Genomic DNA, 26,112 nt, shown 5'->3' with positions numbered 1-26,112 from the left:
ACTCCGATTTGGTTGTGTTGTTTTTCTGTTCGTTTCACCGATTAAACCGAATATAGAAAACGCAAAAACCTCATGCAATAAAATTAATTTACATCATACACTGATAACTTTTTGTCATACATCAACAGCTATATCTACTCAAGTTAAGCTCACTGAAAATGGATATTATTTTTCCACCACACCAACCTTGCTCACGTTGAATATTCAAATCCAAGCAACACAGGTGATAACTATTTGTCATGCACCAATCTAAAATAATCATATTATTGAATAGAGATATAAGACAGCTAATCTAATTAGTACGATTAACAACCAGTGCTTTTCTTTAATAAAAATACTGGTATGCACGCAGTTATCGACACTGAAAAAGCATCTGTTGCAGGCTACAACAATAACCTGACAACGCTCAGTGTGGAATGACTAAAACACCTGGATAAGGTTGCGTAAGACATTTTAGTTAGGTAGTAGCAAATGGAAAATAGTGTTATTCAAGACAGTAGTAATCCCCAATTGAATGAGGGGATGAAGAGCTTTGCAATCATCCCACCTGAAACTGACCAATCTGTCATTCCGCTGCTTATTGACAGTCCACACAGCGGCCGTGTTTTACCCGATAACTTTAAAACCAGTGCCTCTAACAACGCACTGTTATCCGGATGGGACGCCTGGATAGATGAGCTATTTGGTGATTGTAGCTATTTTGGCGCCACCATTATCCATCAACACATATCCAGAATGGTGATTGATTTGAATCGCAAGTACGACGATATTAATCCCGAACTACTCAGCGACAACGCTGCAACAAGTGGACTGGATATTAACCCTACCGCATACAGCACAAGGGGCATGGGGCTTATCCGTCAGTTTGCATTGCCTGGCATTCCTGTCAGTGAGGGAAAGCTGTCCGCCCAGGAAGTAAAAAGCAGAATTGATGACTATTACTTCCCTTATCACAACGCGATAGAAAGCAAGCTAACCAGCTTCAAACAACGATTTGGTGCTGCCTGGCACATTGATTGCCACTCCATGAAATCCATCGGCAATGCCATGAATATTGATGCGGGCCTGCCGCGTGCAGATATTGTGCTTAGCGACAGAGACGGCGCTACGGGTGATCCGGCGCTGATCAATTTAATGGCTAACCACTTTCGTGAACTGGGATATCAGGTTGCATTAAATAATCCCTACAAAGGTGGCTACCTGGTACAAGCCTATTCTGATCCCCAACACCGTATTTATTCGATGCAAATCGAATTAAACCGTGCCCTGTACATGAACGAACAAGCGTTCAGCAAGAAGGCTGAGTACGAAGCTCTCAAAGCTGATATCAATAACGTTTTACAGCAAGCTGCAAACTATATAAAACAGGCAATATCATAACAATGTAACCCAAAAGCGGTTTAATAAGGCGCTTTCCCCTGATGGATAACAAGAGGAATAAACCGATAAAAATCTGACTCTGCGATTCTTGATTAATGCATTGCTGGATACCGGCATATCACTTAACATCGACAAAGGCTGGAATCCCAAACACCAAAAAAGCAGAACGAATCACGAGACTTTCATGAAACTAAACAGCAACTTAAACCTCAAAAGTCTGGAAGCCTTTACCACCATCGTAGAGACAGGTTCGGCAACTGAAGCAGCGCGTGTTCTGGGTTTAACACAACCTGGTATCAGCCGACAACTGGCCAGCCTGGAAGAAGTTGTGGGGTTTCAATTGTTTTATCGCGAAAAAAGTCGCTTACTGCCCACCGAAGAAGCCCATATTCTCTATCAGGAAGTCACCTTATTCCTCAATGGTGCCAACCGCCTGACAGAGCTGGCGCACAATCTGTTTTTCTCCAACTCGGGAACCTTGAGAATTGTTGCCCCCAGCTCCTTTATCACCGGTCCGCTACAAGACATAATCGCCAAGTTCATCGTGAATAACCCAATGGTAAAGTTTGTACTGGATACACAAAGCCCGGCCTCCGCCAGAGAGCTGATAGCCAGACGCTCGGTTGATTGCGGTTTTGTACAATTACCCGAAGAACATCCCGGCATAAAGACCGAACCATTAATTGAAAGTAAGGCGGTTTGTGTGTTGTCAAAAGACCATCCACTGGCCAGTCTGGAAAAGATCTCCATTGAGAATCTACGGGGCCAAAACCTGATCGTACTGGGCAAAGGTAGAAGTTCGCGGGAGCGCATCGACGTGGAATTCAGAAAGCTCAATGCCCGCATGAAAATCATCCTCGAAGCACATACTGTCGCCGTCGCCTGTAGCTTCGCCAAAAAAGACTTGGGTATCGCCCTGGTCAATGAACTACTGGCACAGCAATACCTGAACGACGGCCTCGTAGCCCGCCCCTTGCTGCCCACCATCAAATACAGCTACGGCTTCGCCACTTCTGAACAGGGTAAAATGAGCCGCCTTACCGAATCATTTTTAAAATTCTGCCTGTCGGAGTTTAAAACAAAGGGGAAAGTGGGACCTTAAAATCAACGCGGTACTGTTTATCATAACGAGCAACCGAGCACCTTTTAAAAAACTCAGCGTTTAATAGCCAAAGACGAAATCGCATACCTTTTTGAGATTTAACCCTATAACCTACTGAAATGATGACATCCAGCCTGTGGTGAACCAACTGATAGTCTTTCTCGTGCTCAGCAGTTGTTGCAATTATTGCAACAACTGCATCTCTGGTTGACTTTTCCACCTAAATTGGTGTCCGAGTTTATTTAAGCACTACACTCCCATCCGGTTGTACTCTTCGGCCGATAGGACAACAGCATTACCTTTTGTTCTAATTTCTACGAATTCAGATTGCACTTTTTTTCAGTAACTCGTCGAAATTCGCTACTGCTTCGTTGGTTTCAAAGGTGAACTTCATGTACTCCCCAAAAAGGTCCTCTACAGTACCCCATAAACGATAAATTCCAAATTAATTGATGTGAATAACAGCCCTAATCAAATCATATTTTGATTTGATTAATCATTAAAATCACATCACAATATGATTTGATTAATAAATTAATCGCATCAAGAGTGGTATATGTGGATATGGCAACAGGCTGATTGGCCGTCATTTAAATGGGATAAGAGCACTATTGATGCACTGCTCAGAGACGCGCGTTTTAAACAAGGCGTGATGTTGGGCAAGATGAGTAGTCAGTCGATACAGCCTGTACAATCCATGCTGGATACACTATTGGCCAATATCGTTCACTCCAGCGCTATTGAAGGAGAAAAACTAAACGCATTCTCTGTCCGTTCATCATTGGCAAATAAACTGGGATTAACTGAAGAAAAGCCCTTCCCGACTACGCAGCAAACCGACGGCCTTGCAGAGATCATGCTGGATGCGGTAAATAACCTGGATACACCATTAACCCTTGAGCGTATTTTATACTGGCATACGCGATTGTTCCCAGAAGGCCATTCTTTGCTCAATCCTGTCGAGGGTGGCCGATTACGCGGAGATTCTCCCATGCAAGTGGTATCGGGTAGAATTGATAAACCAGTAGTGCACTTTGAAGCACCTGAACGAGAACGTCTTGATAAAGACCTTAAGCAATTTATTCAGTGGTTTAACGACTCAAGGCAAGACAATGACCTCGATCCCTTGTTACGTGCTGCCATCACTCATCTGTGGTTTGTAACCCTGCATCCGCTTGATGATGGTAATGGGCGAATAACGCGATTGCTAACAGATTTAGCGCTGGCGCAAGCAGAGCAACAGTCGGTGCGCTTTTATGCCATGTCGGTAGGCATCATGGAGAACCGGAAAAGATATTATGAAATTCTGGAACAAACCCAAAGAAACAATCTGGATATCACGCCCTGGCTTACCTGGTTTTTCAACACACTCGATGCCACTTTTGATGGCGTATTACAAGATATAGAACGCACAGTGTTTAAAACCAACTTTTGGCGCAGTGTCGATATTGCCCAATTAGCTAAAGAGCAGGTAAAAGTGCTCAACAGAATGCTGGACGGTGATTTTGCTGATGGCATCAATACCTCGCAATATCACAAAGTAGCTAAGGTGAGTAAACCGACGGCCACACGTCATTTGGCCGCGCTGGTAGAAAAGCGCTGTTTGCAAAAATCTGGCGCTGGCCGCAGCACCCGCTATCAACTGATAAAACCGATCGCTTATAACCAGGGCTAAATGGTCCTGGTTTTAAAATGACTTTGAAGTAGCGTTTTGGCCACGACCATACAATTGTGAATTCTTGCTTATGAGAATCTATGTGTTTCGCTTCTTCAAGTTAATATTTCTCTTATAAATAGAGCGGGATACCGCCCGCCCCCACGCGCGTCATTTCAGCAATAACGTAAGGCCAAAATGTTTGGCTTAATAAACAAAAAATGCCAATCTGGCACCATATTGTTTGCCAAAACAAACATTTAATGCTTAAATCAGAGCATAATGTTTACTAAAGCAAACAGTATGCTTAATTATACACTGCAAATTTATACTGATGGCATGTGGCAAGATGCTGCGAATATTAAAGTGCACGAAACAGATAGCATCGTGGAACAAACAACAGCTTATCGTCTTGAATACGCAGTTGAACACTTCAATGAGGTTGGCGCTTCAGCGTGCAGCATTAATTGCCCGGTTGAGTTAGCTGAAACTTTTCGACAAAGGCCTTGGTTTGGTTACCTGGAAGACATATTACCCGCAGGTGCAGGCCGCCGGTGGTGGGTAAAACAGTTAGGTATTGCCGATTTGCCCATCTATGAACAAAAGCTTGCGCTGTTAAAACATGCAGTCATCGCCCCTGTGGGTAACCTTAGAATAAAGGAATGTGTAGAAGAAGCCTCGAATAATATAGAGCAGATCTATTTCAGCACCGAAGATGTTGCCAGTAAAAACAATGACTTCCTGACATATGCCCAGCAGCTTGGCGCTGCCAGCGGCGGTGCCACAGGTGCGGGTGGAGAAGCCCCAAAACTGCTACTTTCCCGGGATCATGATGATCAGATTTGGATAGACACCTTACAAACTGATGATGTGCAGGGTTGCATCAAATATCTGGTTAAGTTTCCACGTGGAAAAGCAACTGACATAGACAAAGACATACTGAGAGCTGAATACCATTTCTACCAGGAACTGCATGCTATCGGGGTCGAAACCATCGACACTGAACATATGCAACTCATTGAAAGTGAACATGGCCCTAGCCTTTGGTTACCGCGCTTCGATATAGAAAGCAATAATGGCCAGCGCGCTCAACATGGATTGGAGTCTATCTATTCACTGATGAAAAAGGCCGAAGGTAGCTTACGGCACCAGGATGTATTCAACTGTTTGAGCAAGGTACTGAATTGCTGCTCAGAAGAAGACCATAACCAGTTTGCAATCGAATATCTTTGGCGTGATCTGCTAAACATTGCATTTTCAAACACAGACAACCATGGCCGAAACATGTCTGTTATCAAACGGGGGCAAGACATTGAGCTAGCCCCCGTCTATGACTTCGCTCCGATGAAATTTGACCCAGAGGTTATTACCCGTTCAACAACCTGGGGACAACCACTTGAAGTCGGCGGAGAATATGATTTTCCCCAAATTGTAGCCAGCCTTGATGGGATTAGCCCCACTATTGTCCTGGAAGCATTAAAGCAAAAAGCCACGTCATTAATTGGACTGTATGAGCGATTGAAAGCCCGTGGTGTGCCACTGAGTATTCTTGACGCTCCATCAGCTCGATACAGAACACTCGACAAGCAACTTCAAAACTGGGGGGTAATGTGATGGATGCATCAAATCTGGAAGATAAGCTAACAACACTCATCGCCTCCCATATACGCGGTGAACTCACCAGAGGTGAGTTATTGAGAACACTCCGAAAAGACATTCTTCGTATGAATCAAACCCGTTACTGTAGCCTTGTAGGTATTGGCAGGAATGCGCTTGTTGATATCGAAAGGGATCAGGGGGAGCCGACTGAGTCAATCGTAAGCAAAGCCTTCGCCCCATTTAAATTAAAACCTGTGATGATTCGCCCTGATATTGAGTTCCTGAAAAGATGCTTATAAAAAAGGCGAGCACATCAGGCTCACCTTTCAAACCAATAAGCTAATTCCTTAGTCAGTCAAAAGTTTTAATTAAGTTACACAAACTTCATTCGAAACTGACAAACGGCTGCTAAAGTCGTTTTTTTGTTTTTGATGCCTGCCTGGTCGCCTAAATATAAAATATTTCTATATATATCATATAGCTTACCCAATAATTAACTTACTAAAAACCTACTATTACTAACTGATATCAGAATCAATACTTTTAATCCGAGCCTGATGCTTCTCAGGGGCAAGGTTGCTAGATAAGATGCCCACGAAGACCACATCATTATCCCGCTTGAGGTAATAGAATACGTGTTTGCCGTCGGGAAAACGGTATGCACTGCTGGAGACTTCTTCAATCAATAATCCCAATTCAGGATTATTTGCCAGAGATTGCATTCGGTTGCGCAAAATTTCCTTGTATTTTAACCACTGAGGCTGGCCCCACTTTCTAATGGTATATTGACGAATTGATTCCAAATCCCGCCTGGCATGGCCTCGCAGTAAAAAAGGGATGTCTCCCACTAGTCGTATTTCCCGGAATCCAACTCATCCAGAAAGCTATTGCCTTCCTGAAGGTCATCCTCGTCAATATTTTCAAAGCGAGATTTGACCAGTTCCATTTTTAGCGCTTCCATACGGTTATATTCTTCTGTTGAGAGAACAACTGCTACTGCGGTTCCGTTCTTCTTGATTTCTACCGGCTCAGATTGCACTTTTAATAGCATTTTACCGAAGTTGGTTTTGGCTTCGTTGGCATTCAGGCTAATCATAAAAAAGCTCCCAATAGGATTTCCAACATTCTAACTCACAATACGAATAGTTCAAATCGAATGATTCAACCAAAACGAACTAGCATTTCTGTTAATTCATGATTGGTGGCTATAAATCAGCCACAATAAAAAACCAGGGTTAAATGGCCCTGGTTTTTTGAAGGTTTCGAATAAGCGTATAGCTTATTCTTCTCTGTACGTCTCCACACTCGGGCAGCTACATACCAGGTTTCTGTCACCGAATACGTCGTCGATGCGGTTAACCGTTGGCCAAAACACATCCTGCGGCCATAGCAGGAGAGCTATGTTTCTTGTATACCCTCTTCAAGCTAATGAGCATTAAAGCCTAAAAACAAAAAAGCAATAAAACCTATAAATTGAATGACATCAAAGCCTATAAATGGTAAAACACTAAAACCTATAGATGAATGTGATAACTGGTAAGTATCCTAAGTGGTAGTGGGAGCGAACATGAATGACATATCACAAAAACTAGCGAATTCGCTTGAACAATTACAACAACTTCAAGGGTCAGGGGTTGTTGCCATCCAGTCAAAACAACTCAGCAGAGTGCACCGAGAGCGGCTATTGAAGCATGGGTTTATTCGCGAAGTTATTCGGGGCTGGTACATACCGGCGATGCCAGATGAAAAGCCGGGAGACAGTACGTCTTGGTATACCTCTTTTTGGGATTTTTGCGGCGCTTATTTCTCGGAGCGATTCGACAATTCCTGGTGCCTATCAGCTGAACAATCACTTAGTCTGCATATCGGCGATAGAACCGTGCCTCAGCAACTGCTCGTACGATCGCCCAAAGGCAATAATAAACCCACTACCTTTTTGCACAACACCTCGATTTTTGATGTCAGGTTGAATTTACCAGCCTCAGAATATATTGAAAACCTGGAAGGCCTTAATGTTTATAGCTTGGCGGCAGCACTTGTTCATTCTTCTGCGAATCAGTTTCAAAATGCCCCCATCCAAATGCGTACCGCCTTATCGATGGTGACAGATGCATCCGACGTATTGTCGGTTTTACTCGCCGGTAATCACAGTGTGATTGCAGGCCGATTAGTTGGGGCTTTTAGAAATATTGGCCGAGATCTGATTGCTGACAATATCTTAAAGGGCATGCAAGCGGCTGATTTGAAAGTGCAGGAAGAAGATCCTTTCGCAGAGAAGGTGCAGGTGAGATTTGGTCGTCGCGATGTCTCGCCCTACGTTAACCGCATACGGCTGATGTGGGCCCAAATGCGCGAAAGTGTTATCGCACATTTCCCTGAACAAATACAACAAAGCGTCGACGTCGAAACCTACATGGCCGAAGTGGAAGATAAATACGTCACAGACGCCTACCACTCACTGTCCATTGAAGGCTATCGGGTGACTCGCGAATTGATCGAGCAGATTCGCTCTGGCAACTGGCGAGTTGAAGATTCAGACGAGAGTAAAAGACACTTAGATGCCATGGCTGCCAAAGGCTACTGGGATGCGTTTCAGGAAGTTAAAAAAGACGTGTTAGCAGTATTAGAAGGCAAGAACCCTGGGAGCGTATTGGAACAGACGCACAGCGATTGGTATCTCGCCTTATTTGGCCCAAGTGTGGCCGCCGGTATTATTAAACAGTCTGACTTGGCCGGTTACCGGTCAGGGCCTGTCTATATTCGCCAGTCTATGTATACCCCACCAAGCAGAGATGCGGTTCGCGACATGATGCCGACACTCTTCGACTTGCTCGCAGAAGAGGAAAATGCAGCCGTCAGAGTGGTACTGGGGCACTTCATTTTCGTCTACATCCACCCTTACTTTGACGGAAATGGCAGGATGGGCAGATTTATTATGAATTTAATGATGGCCTCAGGCGGTTACCCTTGGACAGTGGTACCTGTCGAACGTCGAATTGAATATATGCAAGCATTGGAAGCGGCCAGCGTCGAACAGGATATTGTGCCTTTTACACAGTTCTTGGCATCGCTACTTTAACAAAGGGCTGGTTATCGCAACGTTTGGCAGTTTTGGTTTAATGTTTAGCTTTTCTCTATATGACACAATGGTTTAAGTTGGGTGGCATCATTTATTATAAAAAGGCTGTGCTTGACCGTCACGCCTTACAATCCAGGGATTCCTTACCTGAACTACTCCCTTAACGTCTGCGCTAATATTGTACATGTTGAACTCCTGAATATTTTTGTGTGGAAACTTTAATATTACCTGAATTATTGGGTCGGGGGAGTCCAATTATCTCTAGTATGTCATTTATAATTCAAATGACTGAACTCTCTTGATTCACTTAGCAGATTTCCTCTGCAACTCTAAAGTTATACCAATTCCAATAAACATTTACCCAGCTCAGTGGGAGTTGAAACGCATTTATTCACTACATCCATGTAGCTCACCTGCTTCGCAGGCCAGCTAAAGCTGTTCTATGCTGTTCCAGTCAGCATTTGGTAGACAAGGAGGATATTTGAAGGTCGAGTGGGCTAAATCAAAAACATCCAACACAGTATAAATGCGTTTCAAACCCATCGAAGACGCGCCTCAGGAACATTATTTCTTTGTTGTGCGAAGTTCACAAGACCACCAGTATTATTTCATTCGCACGCCTCGAACTAATGTCCCTGAGTCTGCGCTGAGTGTTCAAATGTTTATTGGAATTGGTATGACTAGTCAGAAAAAAAGGCGAACCATCTCTGGTTCACCTTTTCGTATTCAAAATTTTAATTGCAGTTAGTCACGTATCACTTATTCTTCTCTGTACGTCTCTACACTCGGGCAGCTACATATCAGGTTTCTGTCACCGAATACGTCGTCGATGCGGTTAACCGTTGGCCAGAACTTGTTGCGGGCCACGGCTTCGGCTGGGTAAGCGGCCAGCTGTCGGTCGTAGCTGCGGTTCCAGTTGCTGTCGCAGATGTCGGCCAGGGTGTGTGGTGCATTGTGCAGTGGGTTGTCGATGGCATCCCATTCGCCGCTTTCCACTTTGGCGATTTCTTCGCGGATGCTGATCATGGCATCGCAGAAACGGTCCAGTTCGGCTTTGGCTTCAGATTCAGTGGGCTCAATCATCAGCGTACCCGCTACCGGGAAGCTCATAGTTGGCGCGTGGAAGCCGTAGTCATTTAAGCGTTTGGCCACATCCATTTCAGTCACACCGCTGGCTTCTTTCAGCGGACGCAAATCAATAATACATTCGTGAGCTACGCGGTCGTTGCGGCCACGGTACAAGACTTCATAGTGTCCGGTAAGGCGCTTGGCGATGTAGTTAGCGTTTAGCATGGCCATTTCAGTGGCTTTTTTCAGGCCTTCGCTACCCATCATCTGAATGTACATATAGCTGATTGGCAGAATTGATGCACTACCCCATGGCGCTGCCGAAACGGCACCATTGCCTTTGTTGCCTTCTACCACATTGATTACAGCGTGGTCTGGCAAAAATGGCGCTAAGTGGGATTTAACACCAATGGGTCCCATACCTGGGCCGCCACCACCGTGTGGAATACAGAAGGTTTTGTGCAGGTTTAAGTGGGAAACGTCTGAGCCAATCAGGCCAGGCGAAGTAATACCAACCTGGGCGTTCATGTTGGCACCGTCCATATACACCTGACCACCGTGCTGGTGCACGATGTCGCAAATTTCTTTGATGGTTTCTTCGTAAACACCGTGGGTAGACGGGTATGTCACCATGATACAAGACAGGTTTTCGCTAACCTCTTCGGCTTTGGCCTTCAGGTCTGCCATGTCGATGTTACCGTTCTTATCACAGTCAACTACTACCACCTTCAGGCCAACCATATTGGCAGAAGCTGGGTTGGTGCCGTGTGCTGAGCTTGGAATTAAGCAGATGTCACGGTGAGCATCACCGCGGCTTTGATGATACTTCTGAATCGCAATCAAACCAGCATATTCGCCCTGAGCACCTGAGTTTGGTTGCATACAAAGGTTGTCGTAACCGGTAATTTCAATCAGCCAGTTGCTCAATTCGGTGATCATCTCCTGATAACCCTGAGTCTGATCGACTGGTGCAAATGGGTGAACGCTACCAAACTCTGGCCAGGTTACCGGGATCATTTCGGCAGTGGCGTTCAACTTCATGGTACATGAGCCCAGTGAAATCATAGAGTGATTCAGCGCCAGGTCTTTGTTTTCCAGAGATTTGATGTAACGCAGCATTTCAGTTTCTGAGTGATACTGATTGAAGACTTCATGAGTCAGGATATCGCTGGTACGCTTCAGCGCTTCAGGAATTGATTTGCTGCCCTGAGACACAATGCGTGCATCCAGTGCCCCCACTTCCAGACCGTGGTTTTCACCACAGAATACGTTGAACAGCTCTTCCACGTGACGGCGCGTGGTGGTTTCATCAAAGCTCACACCCAAAGCGCCGTCTACGTCGGTTCTTAAGTTAATTCCGGCATTTAACGCGTTAGCAATAATGCTGGCTTTTTGCTCTTCGCTGACGTTAACACTGATAGTGTCAAACCAGGTGTCGTTGCGCAGCTCGAAACCTTTTTGAGTTAAACCTTCAGCCAGAATGTCAGCAAAGCGATGAATACGGTTGGCGATAGTTTTCAGGCCTTCTGGACCGTGGTATACCGCATAAAACGACGCCATGTTGGCTAACAATACCTGTGCTGTACAGATGTTGGAGTTTGCTTTTTCGCGACGGATGTGTTGCTCACGGGTTTGCAACGCCATACGCAGTGCGGGACGACCACGGGTGTCTTTAGAAACACCGATAATACGGCCAGGTAGTGAACGTTTGTGTTTGTCACTGGTGGCAAAAAATGCGGCGTGTGGACCGCCATAGCCCATCGGTACACCAAAACGCTGTGCTGAACCCAACACAACATCAGCACCCAGCTCGCCAGGCGCTTTCAGCAGTACCAAACTCATGATATCCGCAGCAACCGCCACGATACCTTTATTGGCCTGAACGGCAGCAATCAGGCTGGATAAATCGGCAATTTCACCAGTGGTGCCGGGATATTGTAACAAGGCACCGAAATAATCACCGTCAGCGGCTTTTTCAGCAGCGGCGATTTCCACTTCAAAACCGAACATTTCAGCACGGGCGCAAACTACGTCGATAGTTTGCGGATGTACGTTGTCCGCAATAAAGTAGGTATTAGATTTTTTGTTTTTGGAAACGCGTTTAGCCAGTGCCATCGCTTCAGCTGCAGCAGTCGCTTCGTCCAGCAGTGACGCAGAAGCCAGCTCAAGACCCGTTAAGTCAATGGTGAGTTGCTGGAAGTTTAACAGTGCTTCTAAACGGCCCTGGGCGATTTCAGGCTGATAAGGCGTGTAAGCTGTGTACCAACCTGGATTTTCCAGTACGTTGCGCAAAATAACGTTGGGGACCAGCACATCGCTGTAACCCATACCGATGTGAGAGCGGAAAAGCTTGTTCTTTTTAGCGACCTGCTTGAGGTTAGCCAACGCCTGCGCTTCAGTTACCGCCTTTCCCACGTCCATCTGTTCAGGTAAACGGATAGAACCAGGCACCGTTTGTTGCATCAAATCGTCCAATGACTCTGCACCCACCGTGGCCAGCATTTCGGCGGTTTCAGCCTCGCTTGGGCCAATGTGGCGGCGAATAAAATCTTCGGTTTGTTCTAATTGAGATAATGAGAGAGATTGCTCAGACATGATGCTACTTCAGTTTCCTATGGGTCAGACCCGTTTTGTTAAAGTTTCAAATTTGAAGGTCAGAGCCATTTAAAAAGTAGCTCTGACCTTGTCATTCTTTTACGCGCTTACTAAGAAAAAGGGCCAGAGATGTTTAAAAACGGCTCTGACCCATAATCACTTGACGATTAATCTTCGTCGATGCTGGCTTCGTAGCCTTCGGCATCCATTAGGTTTTCCACTTCGGCTTCGTCTTCGGCTTTGATTTTGTATAACCAGCCGTCGCCGTATGGGTCGGAGTTAACCAGCTCTGGAGAATCTTCCAGGTCTTCATTAACTGCTACGATTTCGCCGCTGATTGGTGCGTATACGTCAGAAGCTGCTTTTACAGACTCTGCAACCGCAACGTCGTCACCGGTACTGACTTCGTCACCTACATCTGGCAGATCGACAAATACCATATCACCCAATAATTCCTGGGCGTGCTCAGTGATACCCACAGTGAAGACACCATTACCTTCGGGACGAACCCACTCGTGAGTAGTGGCATAACGTAATTCAGCAGGAATGTTACTCATTGTTTTTCCTCGGATAGTTCTTTAAAAATTTGATGAATTAATCGGTTCTATAACGGTTCAGTTTAGCAAAAGTTAAATTATAAAACTGACTTACCGTTGCGCACAAAACTGGGTTTTACCACATTTACTGTAACCCACTTTTTGCGCATTTCCACTTCAACTGTGTCGCCAACGGTTTTAGGTACACGTGCCATCGCAATACTGTGCCCTAAAGTAGGTGAAAATGTACCTGAGGTAATAACGCCCTCACCGCCTTCGGCTTTTACTTTTAAACCTGCGCGCAGAACGCCCTTTTCAGTCATCACCAAGCCCACCAGCTTTTCATTACCGGTAGCTTTTAATTCGGTTAACGCAGCACGGCCTACAAAGTCACGGTCTTCCGGTTCCCAGGTCACTGTCCAGCCCATGTTAGCGGCAAGAGGAGAAATAGTTTCGTCCATATCCTGACCATACAGATTCATGCCTGCTTCCAGACGCAAGGTATCACGTGCACCCAAACCACAAGGTTTTACACCTGCAGCTAAAAGCTTGTCCCACAATGCTGCTGCCTGGCCTTCAGACACAATAATTTCGTAGCCTGCTTCGCCTGTGTAACCCGTAGTGGCAATAAATAAGTCTTCTGCCTGAACACCGAAAAACATTTTCATGCCTTCGACGGCTGCTTTTTGCGCATCAGATAAAATGCTGCCCACTTTTTCTTTGGCATTTGGCCCCTGCACCGCGATCATCGCCAGCTCAGGACGCTCAGTGATAGATACGTCGAAACCTTCAGCGTACTTGTTCAGGTGGTTTAAATCTTTTTCTTTGGTAGCAGAGTTAACCACAACGCGATAATCCTGCTCGTTGAAGTAATAAACAATCAGGTCGTCTACTACACCGCCCGCTTCGTTAAGCATGCCGCTGTACAACGCTTTGCCTGCTACCTGCAATTTATCAACGTCGTGAGTCAACAGAAAACGTAGGTAGGCTTTAGCTTCAGCTCCTTTTACATCCACGATAGTCATGTGAGATACATCAAACATACCGGCGTCCTGACGCACAGCGTGATGTTCTTCGATTTGTGAACCGTAATTAAGGGGCATTTCCCAACCGTGAAAGTCCACCATCTTAGCGTTGGATTCAAGGTGTTTGGCATGTAGCGGAGTTGTTTGCAGCATGGCTTGTTCTCTCGTTGTATTCTGCTTTGCTTGAGGGCATTTAGTGGCGCAAATTATAGGCGCTTAAGCGGCAGGCAACAAATTGCTTTTACAAATACACTCATAATATTTTTAAATACATTAAAGCTATGACATTTAACTATTTAATAGTTATAAATCGAATAGTGCTTCAAAAATGAATAAAAACCCCAGCGTAAGAAGGATTAAGCGCAATCTATTGAAATAAAAATAGTATAGGAGGAATAAATAGCGGTCAGTGTTCGTCTATTTTTTAAACGAATAAAAAAGCACGCAAGATAATACGTTAACCAAGGTTATGAAAATATAAGTGACACACTGCTAACTGCGAGCTTTTTGGCGTCCGGCACAGACCAGACGTTTTTTCTTTTTTCAAGGGGTCAGAGTTCTTGAAACGCTCACTTCAAGGGGTCAGAGTTCTTGAAACGCTCGCTCAGTTGGCACTGAGCTGAATTGGCGCACTTTGCTCCGGTAATTGCAGTAATTGTGAATTTGACCAACTGGTATCCGGGAAAAAGGAAGTACTAAACCCGCCCTTTCCGTCTCTGGCTACCTGCAACAATCTATCGCCGTGTAGTTGATATTGGGTTTCTCTTTCCATCCAGGCGCTGACACTCATCACGATATAAGCCCGGCCTTTACCATTAAAAGAAATGCGAGAACGCAGCGGCGTGCCATCTTCTGTCACTGTTACTAAAAACTGCCCTTCAAATTTGTTCACATAGCCGCGTGTTTGTTTATCATCAATGATGGCTTCCAGTGGCAAATCAAATTGCAGTACGGTTTCGCCTTCCTTTACCTCGTCAGTTGCCATCACGCCCACGTATTCGCTGGTTAAAATGAGGCGCTCTAAACTATTTGCCGCCGAAATCATATTTTGAAAATCAATGGCATCGAGATTTTCCAGGGCCATCATAGTGGGCGTGTTGATCTCTTCGTTTTCAGTTTTCGCCAGTTGCTCTTCTTCTACTTTAACCAGCAAATCCTGAGAGTAGTGAACCTGCAAGCCACTGCCGTCATCTGATAATGCCAAACTCGCCTCACCGGTTCTGATGCGCTGATCTTTACCTTCACCTCGAATATTCTCAACCTGATTACTAAATTGCGCGTTGATGGGCGTTGTACCCTGCAACTCAGTAAGGCGCTGTTGTAATAGTTCCAGTGAACTGGCGTGGCCAAAAGCGCTGAATCCGAGCAACGCTATGGCAGTAAAAATAGACGACTTTTTCATGGGTTCCTTGGGTTTTTATTGGCAACGCAACATTAGTGTGGGGCTGAGTTTAAAAGTTCCCTACTTTTAAAGAAAGCCTCTGGTACAATTGCTAACAATTTTGCCGACTGCCATTCAAGGGGTCAGAGTCCTTGAACCGGCGTTGCATTATTTTTTCAAGGACACTGACCCCTTGAAACAAATGATTAATCTCCGTTTTTGATTTCAAGGACTCTGACCCCTTGAATTGGGTGAAGATTTTGCGATGAAACAACTGTCACTGGAAAACCTGCGTACTTTTGTGACTGTGGTGGAGCTGGATGGATTTTCCAGAGCCGGTGAGGTTTTGGGGCGCTCTCAGCCTGCGGTGAGCTTGCAGATCAAGAAGCTGGAAGAGCAATTGGGCACCCGATTGTTTCAAAAACAAGGGCAGCGCCAGGTAGTAAATCACGCCGGGCGAAAACTCTATGATCTGGCGGTTCCACTACTTAAACAAAACGACCAAATCTTTCAGTTTTTTGCACAAAAGCCGGTCAGCGGTAATCTGAGATTGGGCATTCCCAGTGAATTCGCCACGCAACTTTTACCCTCGATTATTGGTTCATTCAATAACATGTACCCGGATGTTACGCTGGAAGTGACCTCATCGCTTAGTGCTTCTTTGTTGCAAAAACATCGTAGCTCGCCGTTTGATGTACTGCTAACTATTGCCACCGATACCCAAAATGAAACCAGCGATTTTACCCTGTCTGATGATCTGGTATGGGTGGGCTCAGATAAACACGCCCGTCGCAACAGCTCGGTAGACTTAGTAGTAGCCCCGGAAGGCTGTCGGTATCGGGAACGATTATTAGCCGGCCTGACAGAGGCGGGATTGCATCATCATATTCGCTACACCATTTCAGACATCACCGGTATCAGTGCTGCGATTCAGGAGGGCCTGGGGATCACGGCACTGGCCAGAAGCACCGTGCCTAATCACCTCAGTATTATTGAAGATAGCAGCTTACCGCAGTTGGGGAAGATTGCCATCCAGCTCACTGTGCGTCGACAGCGCAATAAGGATGCGGTAGACAAGCTGGCGGAATTTATTCAAAGCCGCCTTGCAGTAAACCTCAACCATTAGAAGCCTGTTGAACAGTATTTACGCATTGAATCTCAGGCTATGGATTGCTACGCTATCGCAATAACTATTAGTGTATCAAGATGAGTAACCGAAATCCTCTGGCGCTGGATAACCAGCTCTGCTTTGCCCTGTATTCCACTTCGCTGGCCATGACTCAGGCATATAAACCTCTCCTGGACCCATTGGGACTAACCTACACTCAATACACCATAATGCTAATTTTATGGGAGCAGGATGGCGTCACCTTAAAATTTATTGCACAACGTCTTGGACAAAAATCAGGCTCTCTTACTCCGGTGATTAAAAGGATGGAGTCTCAGGGACTGGTAAAACGCATCCGAGGCAAAGAAGATGATCGCGCATTAAGTATCGCCCTGACCGAACGCGGTAAACAACTGAGAGAGGATGGATTGGCGGTTAATCGCTGTCTGGCTGAAACCTGCGGTATTTCACTGGAAGAAGTTGCAACATTAAAAAGCCAATTGCTCACCTTAAAAGACCGTATTTCCAAAATTTAACTTGCGCAACAATTGTTATTGCGATAACTTAAATAGCAACAAAGCTCTTCGGAGCTTTTTTAACAACCATTTAGTTATCGCGATAATCTTTATTTGAATAACTTAACAAGCAAGAGATCCCATGAATCCAGTTTATACAACCTCAGCAACCTCAACCGGTGGCCGTGATGGTCAATCAGTATCTGAAGACAACCGTCTATCCGTTACCCTGAGCACACCCAAGGAATTAGGTGGTGCCGGTGGCGAAGGAACTAACCCGGAGCAATTATTTGCAGCTGGCTACTCTGCCTGTTTTATCGGTGCAATGAAATTTGTCGCCGGTGCAGAAAAATTGAAATTACCGGAGGACTTGTCGGTAAAAGCCACCATAGGCATTGGTCAAAACGATAAAGGCGCTGGATTTGCCATTAGCGCCGCCCTGTCTGTCAGCTTGCCAGGATTAGAAAAAGACGTCGCAGAAGCGCTGATTGCTAAAGCTCACCAGGTCTGCCCATATTCCAACGCTACCCGTGGTAATGTGGATGTGCAGGTGACATTGGCAGCATAATACCAATCCCAAACTACTAACAAGCGCCGTAACAAAACTTGTAGAATTACAACTTCTCAAGCTTAAATCAGGTAGCTTATCGTAGTTTGGGTATTCTCAACGGGGTAGATATCCCGCTCTAATTATTCTGCTCAATTTCCCGAAACAGCTTAGTCTCAGCTGAATTGAAAAACTGTTTAAAGATTGAACAATTTTTCAAAATGACCGATAAGGAAAATAAGACAGTCAGTTAACCAAACTTGCTACCTGGAGGGTCTACTGATGAATAACGCAATACAAAACCTTACCTTTAAGCTCAATGTTTGCAGCGTTAAACAGAAACTTTCGAGACTACTCGGGCGCGTTCAAAAGCAACGGCACAGCTCATACGTTGGCAGAAAAGGCCCACAATTCGGGCTGGGCCAATTAACTATATCAGCACTTGGTGAACTGGCTTTTCGGTTGTTGCAACTGGGCGTATATTGTTTGATGCTGTTAGCACTGCTTCGAGTATTGGCCCAGTCGCTTATATTTCGTCAAACCTGAAAATAGCTGCCGATTTATTCTGAACCGCCCGTTCGATTGCCTTTGGCATCCAAAATCATTTCACCGTCTTCTTTGTAATAAGGCCCTTTTGGCCAATTATCTAACAAATCCAACACGGCTTCACTAGGCCGACACAAACGCACACCCTTTTGGGTCGCTACAATGGGGCGATTAACCAACACTGGGTATTCCAGCATGGCTTCCAAAATCACCGCATCTGAAACACTTTCCTCCAGTAAACCTAACTCTTCTGCCGGAGATTTAGTGGTACGCAGCGCCGTTCTGGGGGTTAGACCTGCTGCTGCGAATAATGCCTGTAGTTGTGGCTTGCTCCAGCCTTGCTGCAAATACTCTATAACAACCGGTTCATAACCTGCATCCTGAATAATTTTCAGTACGTTTCTCGAGGTACCACATTCTGGATTATGATGTATGACTACCATGGCTCTCTCCATCTTTAAGGATTATTACATGTTGCGCTGATTGACACGCTGCATCAGCTTTTCTGCGGATTCCACCCGCTCAGAATAGCGGTCAACAAAGTAATCTTTATTACCACGCAGCAATAAAGTGAATTTCATCAGCTCTTCCATTACGTCAACAATGCGATTGTAGTAACCCGACGGTTTCATACGATCATTATCATCAAACTCTAAAAAGGCTTTTGCCACGGAAGACTGATTTGGAATGGTCACCATGCGCATCCAGCGACCCAGTTGTCGCAATTGTTGTACTACATTGAAAGATTGTGAGCCACCGCATACCTGCATCACCGCCAGGGTTTTACCCTGCGTGGGGCGCACCGCGCCTAAAGACAAAGGAACCCAATCAATCTGGCTTTTGAAGATACTGGTCATGGAGCCGTGGCGCTCAGGCGAACACCACACCTGCCCTTCAGACCAGGTCATCAGCTCTCTTAATTCCTGAACCTTAGGATGATCTACTTCTTCTGTGTCGGTTTGAGGCAAGCCATGGGGATCGAAGATCTTCACCTCTGCGCCAAAATGCTCAAGAATTCGGGCGCATTCAGCAATTACCAAACGGCTAAAAGAACGCTCCCGGAGAGAGCCATGCAACAATAAAAACCTGGGAGGATGCGCAAAATCAACCGGTTTAACCTGTTCGAAGGTTGGGATTTGCAATTGTGCCATATCCATATTTGGCATGTTTTTATCTTCGATATTCACTAATTAGCTCCCAATTTGGCCAGTTCTGTTTTTAGTGTTTCCGGGGTGTGATTAGCAGCAGCCACTTCGGTCAGCGACAAAACCCGGGTTTTAATCTCTTCGATACAGTCCATAAAGGCCTGCTTAATTTCTGCTTCGCTGCCTTGCAGTTTTGACGGATCAGATAGTCCCCAGTGGACTTTTACTGATTTTCCGAACCATAGTGGACAACTCTCTCCAGCGGCAGAATCACAAACAGTGATCACCAGGTCAGGGGCAAAATCTTCAAACTCATCCCAGGACTGGCTTTGCAAACCAGCGGTGGCATAGCCAGCTTCCCTGAGATATTTAATAGAAAGTGGATGAACCTCGCCAGCAGGCTGACTGCCCGCACTACGGGCTTCAATCAGGCCATGAGCAAGTTCATTGGTTATCGCCTCAGAAAGGATGCTTCGACAGCGATTGTGAGTACAGATATAGAGAATTTTCATCATTAATCCTGTGGGCAACAATTTAATTGAGATTGCAGTCGTTGCAGACTGATGTCATAAAAGTCCTGATTATCCCTGGCGGCCAGTGCAAGTACCTCTTTGGCCCAGGGTGCCAGATTAGGGTGTAATCGGTAATAAACCCATTTGCCACGGCGCTCGTCCTGCACAATTTCACAACGGCGCAGATCCGCCAAATGTCGGGAAATCTTGGGTTGTTCCAGGTCCAGTGCATACATCAAATCACATACACAAGCCTCTCCCACTTGCTGAATTAACAGCAGTGATTTAAGGCGCGTATCGTCCGCAAGGCATTTAAAAATTTGTAATGGGTTCACGACATAAACACATATGTTTTTTTACATATATGAATATTCACATATATTGAAACTTGCGTCTATGAAAAATTTGCAGCAAAGGTCAGTTCGCTCTAACGGAACGCGCTTTTATGCGCTGAATTTCTGGCTCATCAATGCCGAGACTTTGTAAAAACCGGGTATGTGCCTCTGGTTCGGCACGTTCAAACTCCCGATGCCATTGCCACATAGCATCATCGTCCATACCGCAATTGCGCAGAATGGCTACCCACTGCGCCTTATTCAGGATTTGTCCTGAGTCCTTTAATTGCGAGTTGTTTAACATCGCAAGCAGCCTGTTTTGCTGCTGTTTTAACTGGCTTATTTGCTGACTGATGAGTTGGCAGCGCTGCCGTAAAATTTCACTGGTATCGCCCCCTTTCTCCAGCAACAACCTGATTTCATCCAGTTTGAGACCGGTATCCCTGTAATGACAAATCTGCTTTAATCGCGCTCTGTCCCGTTCAGAATACAAGCGATAACCGGCATTGCTTCGCCCCGATGGCGATAACAATCCAATGCGGTCATAGTGAAGCAGCGTTCCCCTGGATAAGCCATGTTCACTGGCCAGTTTGCCTATGCTGTACATTCTGCTTCACCTTAATTTAATAGCCTTTATCCGGGTTAAGGATGGAATTTCGCGCCTTGTCACTGTGTAATCTGTCTGCCTGATAGTATTGCAGTACTAAGACTTTATTATCGTAGATTAAATCTGGATTGTTCGTTGTAAAATCAGCCCAACTAGTGCCTGGCTTTGTGGCTAATCGGCTGGCTATCAATTGCACCATAAACCAGCTTAATGTTTTGTGAAACTTGTCTTTTGCGCCCAGCGACTCTGCATAGGCCTTGATGCCATTTAACACCTTTTCAGTGGCAATCTCCTGAGGATAACGTTGTAACATCAAAAATGTCAGTCGGATATGACCAAGATGATCAAATTGACTGGCAGGTAAGCTACAGTCTTCGAATTGTTGAATGAATATCTCGTCGTCTCGGGTAAATTGATAAGGCTGATGCATAGGGTTTTCTCTCAATAAAAACTCCATGCTGAACTGTATAGCGGTGATCAGGTAAACTGAAAATAAAGAAATCCGATAAACACAATGGTAAATGCTCCGGCCATGGGGTACTTATAGCGTTTGAACATTTTGCCAGCGGCCGGGCCAAAATAATAAACCAATAGCGCCAGACCAAAATAGCGGATACCACGAGCCATGAGTGTGGCAAGCAGGAACAACATGAAAGGATATTGCGCTACGCCCGCCCCCAACATTGCCACCTGAAAGGGGATGGGCGTTACACCTACAGCCAGAATATAAACAAAGCCCTGCGCTTCGATGGCGCTGATCACCTGATCAAAGGTTTGTTTATCGCCAAATAAACGGTAAAGATGTTCAGCCCACTGCTCGTAAAACACCATTCCCACCAGGTAGCCGGTGATGGCACCAATAACACATCCCAGCAATGCACAAGCTGCTAACCAGTTAATTTTTTCCCGGTTGTTGTGCATCAAAGGGATCAGTATGGCTTCCAGCGGCACCGGGATCAGAATGGACTCCAAAAACGACACCAATACCAGCACAGGATAAACCACTTTAGAGCGTGCTAAAGTCAGAAGTTTATCGGCAAGACGGCTGTTAACAGTATTCATACAATTTCAGAGTCCCCAATACCACCAGTTAACCTGGATTAAGAGGCTACTTTAAAGCGGCTTATACCGCACCAGAGCAACAAGCACAAACCACCAGCGACAACACCAACAACCAGAGAATTCATCAAAGATACTAGCCCGGCCCAAAAACCGCTAGTGCCCACCACGCCAGACACAGCTTGCATTAATGCTTCTTCCATGTGATGCAGAAACGGGATATCGTGCACTAAAATACCACCGCCCACCAAAAACATGGCCAGGGTTCCCACCACAGACAAGGTCTTCATCAAAAAAGGCGCAAAGGCTAATATTCCCCTTCCGATGGCGGTTAAGAGTCTATTGCTCCGTTCCAGTAGATACAGTCCAAGATCGTCCAATTTTACGATACCAGCCACCAGGCCATAAACGCCAACAGTAAAGGCCAGAGCTAAGCCACTTAACACCAGAACTTGTTGCAGCATCGGTTGCTGTTGCACCGTACCCAACACAATAACGATGATTTCTGCAGATAAGATAAAGTCAGTGCGTATTGCCCCTTTTATCTTATTTTCTTCGAATGCTTTTAAACTTTCAGCCGAGGTTTTTGCCGCCTGCAATAATGCCTGATCATGCTCCTTATCCTCCTTTGCATGAAACAGCTTGCTGAAAGACTTTTTCAAAGCCTTCGAAACACAAATACAAGCCGCCTATAACCAGCAGTACAATAATAAGTGGCGGATAAAAGGCACTGATCAACAAGGCCGACGGCACCAGAATAAACTTATTAAGGAATGAGCCTTTGGCTACCGCCCAAACCACCGGTAATTCTCGCTCGGATTTAACGCCTGACACTTGTTCAGCATTTAACGCTAAATCATCGCCTAATACGCCCGCGCTTTTCTTCGCGGCCACTTTGGACATAACCGCCACATCATCCAGAATAGTGGCGATGTCATCGAGTAATGCTAATAGACTACTTGCTGCCATTTTTGTTGCTTCCTTTTTTAGGCTTTTACCCAGACCAACATTAAATTGTTGGCCGGCATGTTAATAATCTCTTTGAGTGTCAGACCGCTTCCCTGAACCCAAGCTTTAAGCTCATCGATATCCCGATAGCCGCCATATCCCTGAGCAATCAATTGTTGATGAAAGGCCCGGTTACTGTCGCTGTTAAATTGGCCCTGCTCAGTGAATGGCCCATATTGACAGAAAACTCCACCGGAAGGTAAATGTTTTGCTACCAGTTGCATTAACAACCGAATTTCATCTTCTTGCATGATATGCGCGGTATTCGCAGTATAGATAGCATCAAATATTCGGTCTGGCCAACTGTCCTGCCCGATGCATAAGGCGATAGGGGGACGCAGGTTTTCGCAGTGGGTGTCTGCCAGCCAGGCGTTGATACTGGGGTGATTTTCCGGTACATCAGAAGTTTGCCACACCAGATGTGGCAATTCGGGAGCAAAGTAACTGGCATGCTGCCCGGTGCCAGAGCCAACTTCCAGCAGTTGTTGTTTATCCGCAAAATAGTTTTTTAGTTGGCTTAGGATCGGGAGACGGTTGTTTTCACAAGCCTGGCTGTAGTGTTTTGACATAGTAACTCTGAAGCAATTTACATTGCCTCAGAGGATAACGCATGAACGGGCGCACCACTATGAAATTTAAAATCTTCATCGGGAGAGCTGATCAGTTGTGCTTCCACCTTGCCAAAATAAGCAATGCGCTCAGAAATGTCAGATCCGGCAATATCTTCGGCCAGCGTAAGATAATCCTGATAATGCCTCGCTTCGGAACGCAATAATGAAATGTAAAATTCGCCAAGACGTTTATCCACCAGCGGTGCCAGTTTCGCGAATCGTTCACAGGAGCGGGCTTCGATATAAGCGCCACAAATCAGTTTATCTATAAAGGCATCGGGCTCGTGGTTTTTGGTGTGGCTTAACATACCTTTCGCGTAGCGGCTGGAGCTGATGTAATCATATTCGTATCCCAGATCATAGATGATTTCTAAGACCTGATAAAAATGATGTAACTCTTCTTTAATTAACAACACCATTTTGTCTATGAGCGATTGACTAAATGGCTTGTCACCACGAGGGATCATAGATTTGTTAAGGCGATTGTGTTCCGCCAGTGTGCGCCAGTCCCCTTGCTTGCGATAGGTAAAATCTTCAAAGGGTTTGAGCCAGTTTAATAATGCCTGGGTGCTTTCGGGATCCACCGCATATTTGCGGATCAGCAACATGGCAGATTGTGCCGCTTTTAATTCGCAAACCAGATGATCTAACAATACCGTGTGTAAATTTTCAGGTTTAGTGGCTTCGCTCAACCAACTTTGGGGAGTTTCACAGTGTAAAAAAGAGTGAATAGGAGCTAACAACTCCTGATATTTCTCTAGCATGTCTGCCTCAGTTACGACGCTACATCAGGCCAAATTCAAAGGCCGCAACTTTACCCTATGCCCGCCCCAATTTCCACCGAAGGAAATGCACCAAAACCAAGCAACAAGCGGATAAAAATTCACCCAAATCGAATAAACCTGTTGACGATTAAGCTCTGGTCGATGAAAATCTCAACAATCGTTAACATTTTGTTAACGCCATAATAACAAGGGGTTAAAATGGTACTGAATCATTTGTGGGGCATCTACGCTCATCCCAAAGAAGAATGGCATACCATCGAAAAACGCCATGAAAGTCTGAAGTTCAGTCTTTCTCACATCGCCATTATCACATTTATTCCAGCCGTTATGGCCTGGTTTTCTGCAAAGTATTTAGGCTGGAGCATCGGTGTTGGAGACCGCATTTTCTTATCGGCCAATGAATCACTGTTACTGGGCTTTATAATCTATTCGGTGTTGCTCACCGGTATTTTTGGCCTGACTTATATCATCCACTACATGGGTAAGCATTACGACTCCAAACCCACCTGGGCACAATCTTTAGAACTGGCTTCGTATACCGCCACCCCACTATTTATGTCTGGTCTGGCAGCATTTTATCCGGAACTGTGGTTTTTCAGCTTTATTGCCATGGGAGCATTAGCATACTCTATCTATCTGCTGTATGTGGGTACGCCGATTATTATGCGCATCCCGGTTGAAGAAGGGTTTGTCTATGCCAGTTCAATTGTGACAGCCGCTATTTTATTGCTGGTTGCCACCATGATTGCCACTGTCATTGCCTGGGGATGGTTGTTTCACCCTGTCTATTATTAGACAGCTCACACCGGCCACTTTGCATGGCCGGTGGTAGTTTTAATCCAGATAATCTAACAAAGTATCCAGGCCACCAAATCGGATGGCTACACTGGCCTGCTGACGAACTACCGGCTTGGCGTGATATGCCACACCAAAGGCGGCGGCCTGCATCATTACCAAATCATTTGCGCCGTCACCCACTGCAATGGTTTGCGTCGCAGCAATATCAAATTTTTGAGCCAATCTTTGCAGCGTTTGCGCTTTCACATTCGCATCCACCACATCACCAATGACTTCCCCGGTTAATTTGCCGTCTTCCACTTTCAATACATTTGATATGGCATCAACCAGACTCAAACGCTCCTTCAGATAATCGGCAAAAAAGGTAAATCCGCCGGAAGCGATGGCCACTTTCCATTGATGGCGATGCATATAACTAATGAGTTTGGATACTCCGGGCATCAATGGCAAACGATCGCGTATCCCCTCCAGTAAACTCACATCCACACCTTTGAGACAAGCTACCCTGTTGTACAAGCTCTCTTTAAAGTCCAATTTGCCCTGCATGGCCAGCTCGGTGATTTCCGCCACCTTGTCACCCAACCCCGCCAGTTTGGCAATTTCGTCAATACACTCCACCGCAATCAGAGTGCTGTCCATATCCATAACCATTAGCCCGCCCTGGTTTAGCACCGGCGGGTTTTCGACAAAGGCGATTTCAATGTGCAGTTGATTCGCAATGTCATCTAGTTTTGCATTAATATCGGTGGCAGCTTTAGTTGTTACACAGGCCTTAGCAACAACACCTATACCCGTAGCTCTTGGACTGATTTTCCATCCAGCGAACTCAAGTTGCTCTGTCAGCGCTTCTTGCACCTTGAGCAGCTTTTCGACATTCAGCCCTTCCCCCAGCACCACCAACCGGGCAGATTGCTCGGGCAGTTTAGGTAAGATTTCACCGGTAATATCCTGATACTGTAAAGACTCCGCATTAACCGAAGCTTCCGCAGAAAACTTTAATTGAGTGTCGGTCAGGTTAAACAGTGTGGCTCTGACGTTGGCAAAAATCTCCAACAGGTGAAAATCAAAAAGGTTTTGCTGAGACAAATTCGCGAGATACAATTTTTCAGTTCCTGGA

The 26,112-nt window shown here is 45.5% G+C and carries 27 protein-coding genes and 1 pseudogene; 10 read left to right on the top strand and 18 right to left on the bottom strand.

Translation table 11 applies throughout. The features are described 5' to 3' along the window. The first annotated feature begins 471 nt into the window (after nucleotides 1-471). Together ACXAD8_RS00395 and ACXAD8_RS00390 are read left to right on the top strand one after the other, a co-directional pair. A complete protein-coding gene (locus ACXAD8_RS00395) occupies nucleotides 472-1,380 on the top strand; it encodes an N-formylglutamate amidohydrolase (RefSeq protein WP_475223893.1) in 909 nt (302 codons plus the stop codon). A 184-nt stretch (nucleotides 1,381-1,564) separates the two neighbouring features. Further along, entirely contained in the window at nucleotides 1,565-2,482 is a 918-nt protein-coding gene (locus ACXAD8_RS00390) for a LysR family transcriptional regulator (RefSeq protein WP_475223891.1), read from the top strand. Here ACXAD8_RS00390 and rhuM read toward each other — a convergent pair. Beyond that, on the bottom strand, nucleotides 2,454-2,702 hold the full coding sequence (gene rhuM / locus ACXAD8_RS00385) for a RhuM family protein (RefSeq protein ID WP_475223890.1): 249 nt from the start codon (nucleotides 2,700-2,702) through the stop codon (nucleotides 2,454-2,456). The genes ACXAD8_RS00390 and rhuM overlap by 29 nt on opposite strands. A gap of 336 nt (nucleotides 2,703-3,038) precedes the next feature. On the opposite strand from rhuM, the gene ACXAD8_RS00380 reads away from it, so the two are divergent. From ACXAD8_RS00380 to ACXAD8_RS00370, 3 genes are all read left to right on the top strand, one after another. Then, on the top strand, nucleotides 3,039-4,157 hold the full coding sequence (locus ACXAD8_RS00380) for a Fic family protein (protein WP_475223888.1): 1,119 nt from the start codon (nucleotides 3,039-3,041) through the stop codon (nucleotides 4,155-4,157). Between the two features lie 282 nt (nucleotides 4,158-4,439). Continuing rightward, nucleotides 4,440-5,750 carry a type II toxin-antitoxin system HipA family toxin gene (locus ACXAD8_RS00375; RefSeq protein ID WP_475223887.1) on the top strand — a complete coding sequence of 437 codons (1,311 nt, stop codon included), beginning with the start codon at nucleotides 4,440-4,442 and terminating at the stop codon, nucleotides 5,748-5,750. Continuing rightward, entirely contained in the window at nucleotides 5,750-6,034 is a 285-nt protein-coding gene (locus tag ACXAD8_RS00370) for a hypothetical protein (RefSeq protein WP_475223885.1), read from the top strand. Before ACXAD8_RS00375 ends, ACXAD8_RS00370 begins: the two co-directional genes overlap by 1 nt. A 219-nt stretch (nucleotides 6,035-6,253) precedes the next feature. On the opposite strand, the gene ACXAD8_RS00365 is transcribed toward ACXAD8_RS00370, so the two are convergent. Together ACXAD8_RS00365 and ACXAD8_RS00360 are read right to left on the bottom strand one after the other, a co-directional pair. After that, nucleotides 6,254-6,583, bottom strand: coding sequence for a type II toxin-antitoxin system RelE/ParE family toxin (locus tag ACXAD8_RS00365; protein ID WP_475223883.1), 330 nt, complete (start codon nucleotides 6,581-6,583; stop codon nucleotides 6,254-6,256). Then, entirely contained in the window at nucleotides 6,583-6,831 is a 249-nt protein-coding gene (locus ACXAD8_RS00360) for a type II toxin-antitoxin system Phd/YefM family antitoxin (RefSeq protein ID WP_475223881.1), read from the bottom strand. Before ACXAD8_RS00360 ends, ACXAD8_RS00365 begins: the two co-directional genes overlap by 1 nt. Nucleotides 6,832-7,302: 471 nt before the next feature. On the opposite strand from ACXAD8_RS00360, the gene ACXAD8_RS00355 reads away from it, so the two are divergent. Beyond that, complete coding sequence (locus ACXAD8_RS00355; protein WP_475223879.1) at nucleotides 7,303-8,814, top strand: Fic family protein; 1,512 nt, start codon at nucleotides 7,303-7,305, stop codon at nucleotides 8,812-8,814. 759 nt (nucleotides 8,815-9,573) lie between these two features. Here ACXAD8_RS00355 and gcvP read toward each other — a convergent pair. The 4 genes from gcvP to ACXAD8_RS00335 all read right to left on the bottom strand — a co-directional run bounded on the left by gcvP (nucleotide 9,574) and on the right by ACXAD8_RS00335 (nucleotide 15,440). Then, nucleotides 9,574-12,477 carry an aminomethyl-transferring glycine dehydrogenase gene (gcvP, locus tag ACXAD8_RS00350; RefSeq protein ID WP_475223877.1) on the bottom strand — a complete coding sequence of 968 codons (2,904 nt, stop codon included), beginning with the start codon at nucleotides 12,475-12,477 and terminating at the stop codon, nucleotides 9,574-9,576. 167 nt (nucleotides 12,478-12,644) lie between these two features. Continuing rightward, complete coding sequence (gene gcvH / locus ACXAD8_RS00345; protein ID WP_229527950.1) at nucleotides 12,645-13,034, bottom strand: glycine cleavage system protein GcvH; 390 nt, start codon at nucleotides 13,032-13,034, stop codon at nucleotides 12,645-12,647. A 77-nt stretch (nucleotides 13,035-13,111) separates the two neighbouring features. Next, entirely contained in the window at nucleotides 13,112-14,191 is a 1,080-nt protein-coding gene (gcvT, locus tag ACXAD8_RS00340) for a glycine cleavage system aminomethyltransferase GcvT (RefSeq protein WP_475223876.1), read from the bottom strand. Nucleotides 14,192-14,642: 451 nt separating this feature from the next. Then, entirely contained in the window at nucleotides 14,643-15,440 is a 798-nt protein-coding gene (locus ACXAD8_RS00335; RefSeq protein ID WP_475223874.1) for a hypothetical protein, read from the bottom strand. 244 nt (nucleotides 15,441-15,684) lie between these two features. Here ACXAD8_RS00335 and ACXAD8_RS00330 point away from each other — a divergent pair, with 244 nt between their 5' ends. The 3 genes from ACXAD8_RS00330 to ACXAD8_RS00320 all read left to right on the top strand — a co-directional run bounded on the left by ACXAD8_RS00330 (nucleotide 15,685) and on the right by ACXAD8_RS00320 (nucleotide 17,610). Then, nucleotides 15,685-16,545, top strand: coding sequence for a LysR family transcriptional regulator (locus ACXAD8_RS00330; RefSeq protein ID WP_475223873.1), 861 nt, complete (start codon nucleotides 15,685-15,687; stop codon nucleotides 16,543-16,545). Between the two features lie 80 nt (nucleotides 16,546-16,625). Further along, on the top strand, nucleotides 16,626-17,063 hold the full coding sequence (locus tag ACXAD8_RS00325; RefSeq protein WP_475223871.1) for a MarR family winged helix-turn-helix transcriptional regulator: 438 nt from the start codon (nucleotides 16,626-16,628) through the stop codon (nucleotides 17,061-17,063). A gap of 121 nt (nucleotides 17,064-17,184) precedes the next feature. Further along, nucleotides 17,185-17,610 carry an organic hydroperoxide resistance protein gene (locus ACXAD8_RS00320; RefSeq protein ID WP_475223870.1) on the top strand — a complete coding sequence of 142 codons (426 nt, stop codon included), beginning with the start codon at nucleotides 17,185-17,187 and terminating at the stop codon, nucleotides 17,608-17,610. A gap of 539 nt (nucleotides 17,611-18,149) precedes the next feature. Here the strand turns inward: ACXAD8_RS00320 and arsC are convergent. The 10 genes and pseudogenes from arsC to miaE form a co-directional block, all read right to left on the bottom strand. Next, nucleotides 18,150-18,578: an arsenate reductase (glutaredoxin) gene (gene arsC / locus ACXAD8_RS00315; protein ID WP_475223868.1), complete on the bottom strand. Its 429-nt coding sequence runs from the start codon at nucleotides 18,576-18,578 to the stop codon at nucleotides 18,150-18,152. 24 nt (nucleotides 18,579-18,602) lie between these two features. Further along, nucleotides 18,603-19,292 carry an arsenical resistance protein ArsH gene (gene arsH / locus ACXAD8_RS00310; protein ID WP_475232836.1) on the bottom strand — a complete coding sequence of 230 codons (690 nt, stop codon included), beginning with the start codon at nucleotides 19,290-19,292 and terminating at the stop codon, nucleotides 18,603-18,605. Between the two features lie 29 nt (nucleotides 19,293-19,321). Next, nucleotides 19,322-19,792, bottom strand: coding sequence for an arsenate reductase ArsC (locus tag ACXAD8_RS00305; protein WP_475232834.1), 471 nt, complete (start codon nucleotides 19,790-19,792; stop codon nucleotides 19,322-19,324). 2 nt (nucleotides 19,793-19,794) lie between these two features. Further along, complete coding sequence (locus ACXAD8_RS00300; RefSeq protein ID WP_475223866.1) at nucleotides 19,795-20,127, bottom strand: metalloregulator ArsR/SmtB family transcription factor; 333 nt, start codon at nucleotides 20,125-20,127, stop codon at nucleotides 19,795-19,797. 82 nt (nucleotides 20,128-20,209) lie between these two features. Continuing rightward, nucleotides 20,210-20,734 (bottom strand): MerR family transcriptional regulator, encoded by a 525-nt coding sequence (locus tag ACXAD8_RS00295; RefSeq protein WP_475223864.1) that lies wholly within the window; start codon nucleotides 20,732-20,734, stop codon nucleotides 20,210-20,212. Nucleotides 20,735-20,750: 16 nt separating this feature from the next. After that, nucleotides 20,751-21,191 (bottom strand): hypothetical protein, encoded by a 441-nt coding sequence (locus tag ACXAD8_RS00290; RefSeq protein WP_475223863.1) that lies wholly within the window; start codon nucleotides 21,189-21,191, stop codon nucleotides 20,751-20,753. Nucleotides 21,192-21,211: 20 nt separating this feature from the next. Further along, nucleotides 21,212-21,796 carry a YqaA family protein gene (locus ACXAD8_RS00285; protein ID WP_475223861.1) on the bottom strand — a complete coding sequence of 195 codons (585 nt, stop codon included), beginning with the start codon at nucleotides 21,794-21,796 and terminating at the stop codon, nucleotides 21,212-21,214. A gap of 38 nt (nucleotides 21,797-21,834) precedes the next feature. After that, nucleotides 21,835-22,762: pseudogene (locus ACXAD8_RS00280) on the bottom strand (DUF808 domain-containing protein). Between the two features lie 17 nt (nucleotides 22,763-22,779). Then, on the bottom strand, nucleotides 22,780-23,370 hold the full coding sequence (locus ACXAD8_RS00275) for a DUF938 domain-containing protein (RefSeq protein WP_475223860.1): 591 nt from the start codon (nucleotides 23,368-23,370) through the stop codon (nucleotides 22,780-22,782). 17 nt (nucleotides 23,371-23,387) lie between these two features. Then, nucleotides 23,388-24,176: a tRNA isopentenyl-2-thiomethyl-A-37 hydroxylase MiaE gene (gene miaE / locus ACXAD8_RS00270; protein WP_475223858.1), complete on the bottom strand. Its 789-nt coding sequence runs from the start codon at nucleotides 24,174-24,176 to the stop codon at nucleotides 23,388-23,390. Nucleotides 24,177-24,395: 219 nt separating this feature from the next. On the opposite strand from miaE, the gene ACXAD8_RS00265 reads away from it, so the two are divergent. Further along, nucleotides 24,396-24,992: a Yip1 family protein gene (locus ACXAD8_RS00265; protein WP_475223857.1), complete on the top strand. Its 597-nt coding sequence runs from the start codon at nucleotides 24,396-24,398 to the stop codon at nucleotides 24,990-24,992. Between the two features lie 39 nt (nucleotides 24,993-25,031). On the opposite strand, the gene serB is transcribed toward ACXAD8_RS00265, so the two are convergent. Then, nucleotides 25,032-26,096, bottom strand: a complete 1,065-nt coding sequence (gene serB, locus ACXAD8_RS00260; protein WP_475223856.1) for a phosphoserine phosphatase SerB — start codon at nucleotides 26,094-26,096, stop codon at nucleotides 25,032-25,034. Nucleotides 26,097-26,112 lie beyond the last annotated feature (16 nt).

Source organism: Planctobacterium sp. AWH2_060, assembly GCF_056158425.1.
This window is presented reverse-complemented; position numbering and strand designations above follow the sequence as displayed.

Bases quoted from the DNA above. Each gene is read 5' to 3' on its own strand.
- miaE (WP_475223858.1), bottom strand. From the start codon at position 24,176: ATGCTAGAGAAATATCAGGAGTTGTTAGCTCCTATTCACTCTTTTTTA.
- ACXAD8_RS00360 (WP_475223881.1), bottom strand. From the start codon at position 6,831: ATGATTAGCCTGAATGCCAACGAAGCCAAAACCAACTTCGGTAAAATG.
- ACXAD8_RS00395 (WP_475223893.1), top strand. From the start codon at position 472: ATGGAAAATAGTGTTATTCAAGACAGTAGTAATCCCCAATTGAATGAG.
- ACXAD8_RS00380 (WP_475223888.1), top strand. From the start codon at position 3,039: ATGTGGATATGGCAACAGGCTGATTGGCCGTCATTTAAATGGGATAAG.
- ACXAD8_RS00335 (WP_475223874.1), bottom strand. From the start codon at position 15,440: ATGAAAAAGTCGTCTATTTTTACTGCCATAGCGTTGCTCGGATTCAGC.
- ACXAD8_RS00265 (WP_475223857.1), top strand. From the start codon at position 24,396: ATGGTACTGAATCATTTGTGGGGCATCTACGCTCATCCCAAAGAAGAA.
- gcvP (WP_475223877.1), bottom strand. From the start codon at position 12,477: ATGTCTGAGCAATCTCTCTCATTATCTCAATTAGAACAAACCGAAGAT.
- ACXAD8_RS00375 (WP_475223887.1), top strand. From the start codon at position 4,440: ATGCTTAATTATACACTGCAAATTTATACTGATGGCATGTGGCAAGAT.
- gcvH (WP_229527950.1), bottom strand. From the start codon at position 13,034: ATGAGTAACATTCCTGCTGAATTACGTTATGCCACTACTCACGAGTGG.
- ACXAD8_RS00290 (WP_475223863.1), bottom strand. From the start codon at position 21,191: ATGGAGTTTTTATTGAGAGAAAACCCTATGCATCAGCCTTATCAATTT.
- ACXAD8_RS00320 (WP_475223870.1), top strand. From the start codon at position 17,185: ATGAATCCAGTTTATACAACCTCAGCAACCTCAACCGGTGGCCGTGAT.
- arsC (WP_475223868.1), bottom strand. From the start codon at position 18,578: ATGGTAGTCATACATCATAATCCAGAATGTGGTACCTCGAGAAACGTA.
- ACXAD8_RS00355 (WP_475223879.1), top strand. From the start codon at position 7,303: ATGAATGACATATCACAAAAACTAGCGAATTCGCTTGAACAATTACAA.
- ACXAD8_RS00275 (WP_475223860.1), bottom strand. From the start codon at position 23,370: ATGTCAAAACACTACAGCCAGGCTTGTGAAAACAACCGTCTCCCGATC.
- ACXAD8_RS00295 (WP_475223864.1), bottom strand. From the start codon at position 20,734: ATGTACAGCATAGGCAAACTGGCCAGTGAACATGGCTTATCCAGGGGA.
- ACXAD8_RS00325 (WP_475223871.1), top strand. From the start codon at position 16,626: ATGAGTAACCGAAATCCTCTGGCGCTGGATAACCAGCTCTGCTTTGCC.
- arsH (WP_475232836.1), bottom strand. From the start codon at position 19,292: ATGGATATGGCACAATTGCAAATCCCAACCTTCGAACAGGTTAAACCG.
- ACXAD8_RS00370 (WP_475223885.1), top strand. From the start codon at position 5,750: ATGGATGCATCAAATCTGGAAGATAAGCTAACAACACTCATCGCCTCC.
- ACXAD8_RS00305 (WP_475232834.1), bottom strand. From the start codon at position 19,792: ATGAAAATTCTCTATATCTGTACTCACAATCGCTGTCGAAGCATCCTT.
- ACXAD8_RS00390 (WP_475223891.1), top strand. From the start codon at position 1,565: ATGAAACTAAACAGCAACTTAAACCTCAAAAGTCTGGAAGCCTTTACC.
- ACXAD8_RS00330 (WP_475223873.1), top strand. From the start codon at position 15,685: ATGAAACAACTGTCACTGGAAAACCTGCGTACTTTTGTGACTGTGGTG.
- ACXAD8_RS00285 (WP_475223861.1), bottom strand. From the start codon at position 21,796: ATGAATACTGTTAACAGCCGTCTTGCCGATAAACTTCTGACTTTAGCA.
- gcvT (WP_475223876.1), bottom strand. From the start codon at position 14,191: ATGCTGCAAACAACTCCGCTACATGCCAAACACCTTGAATCCAACGCT.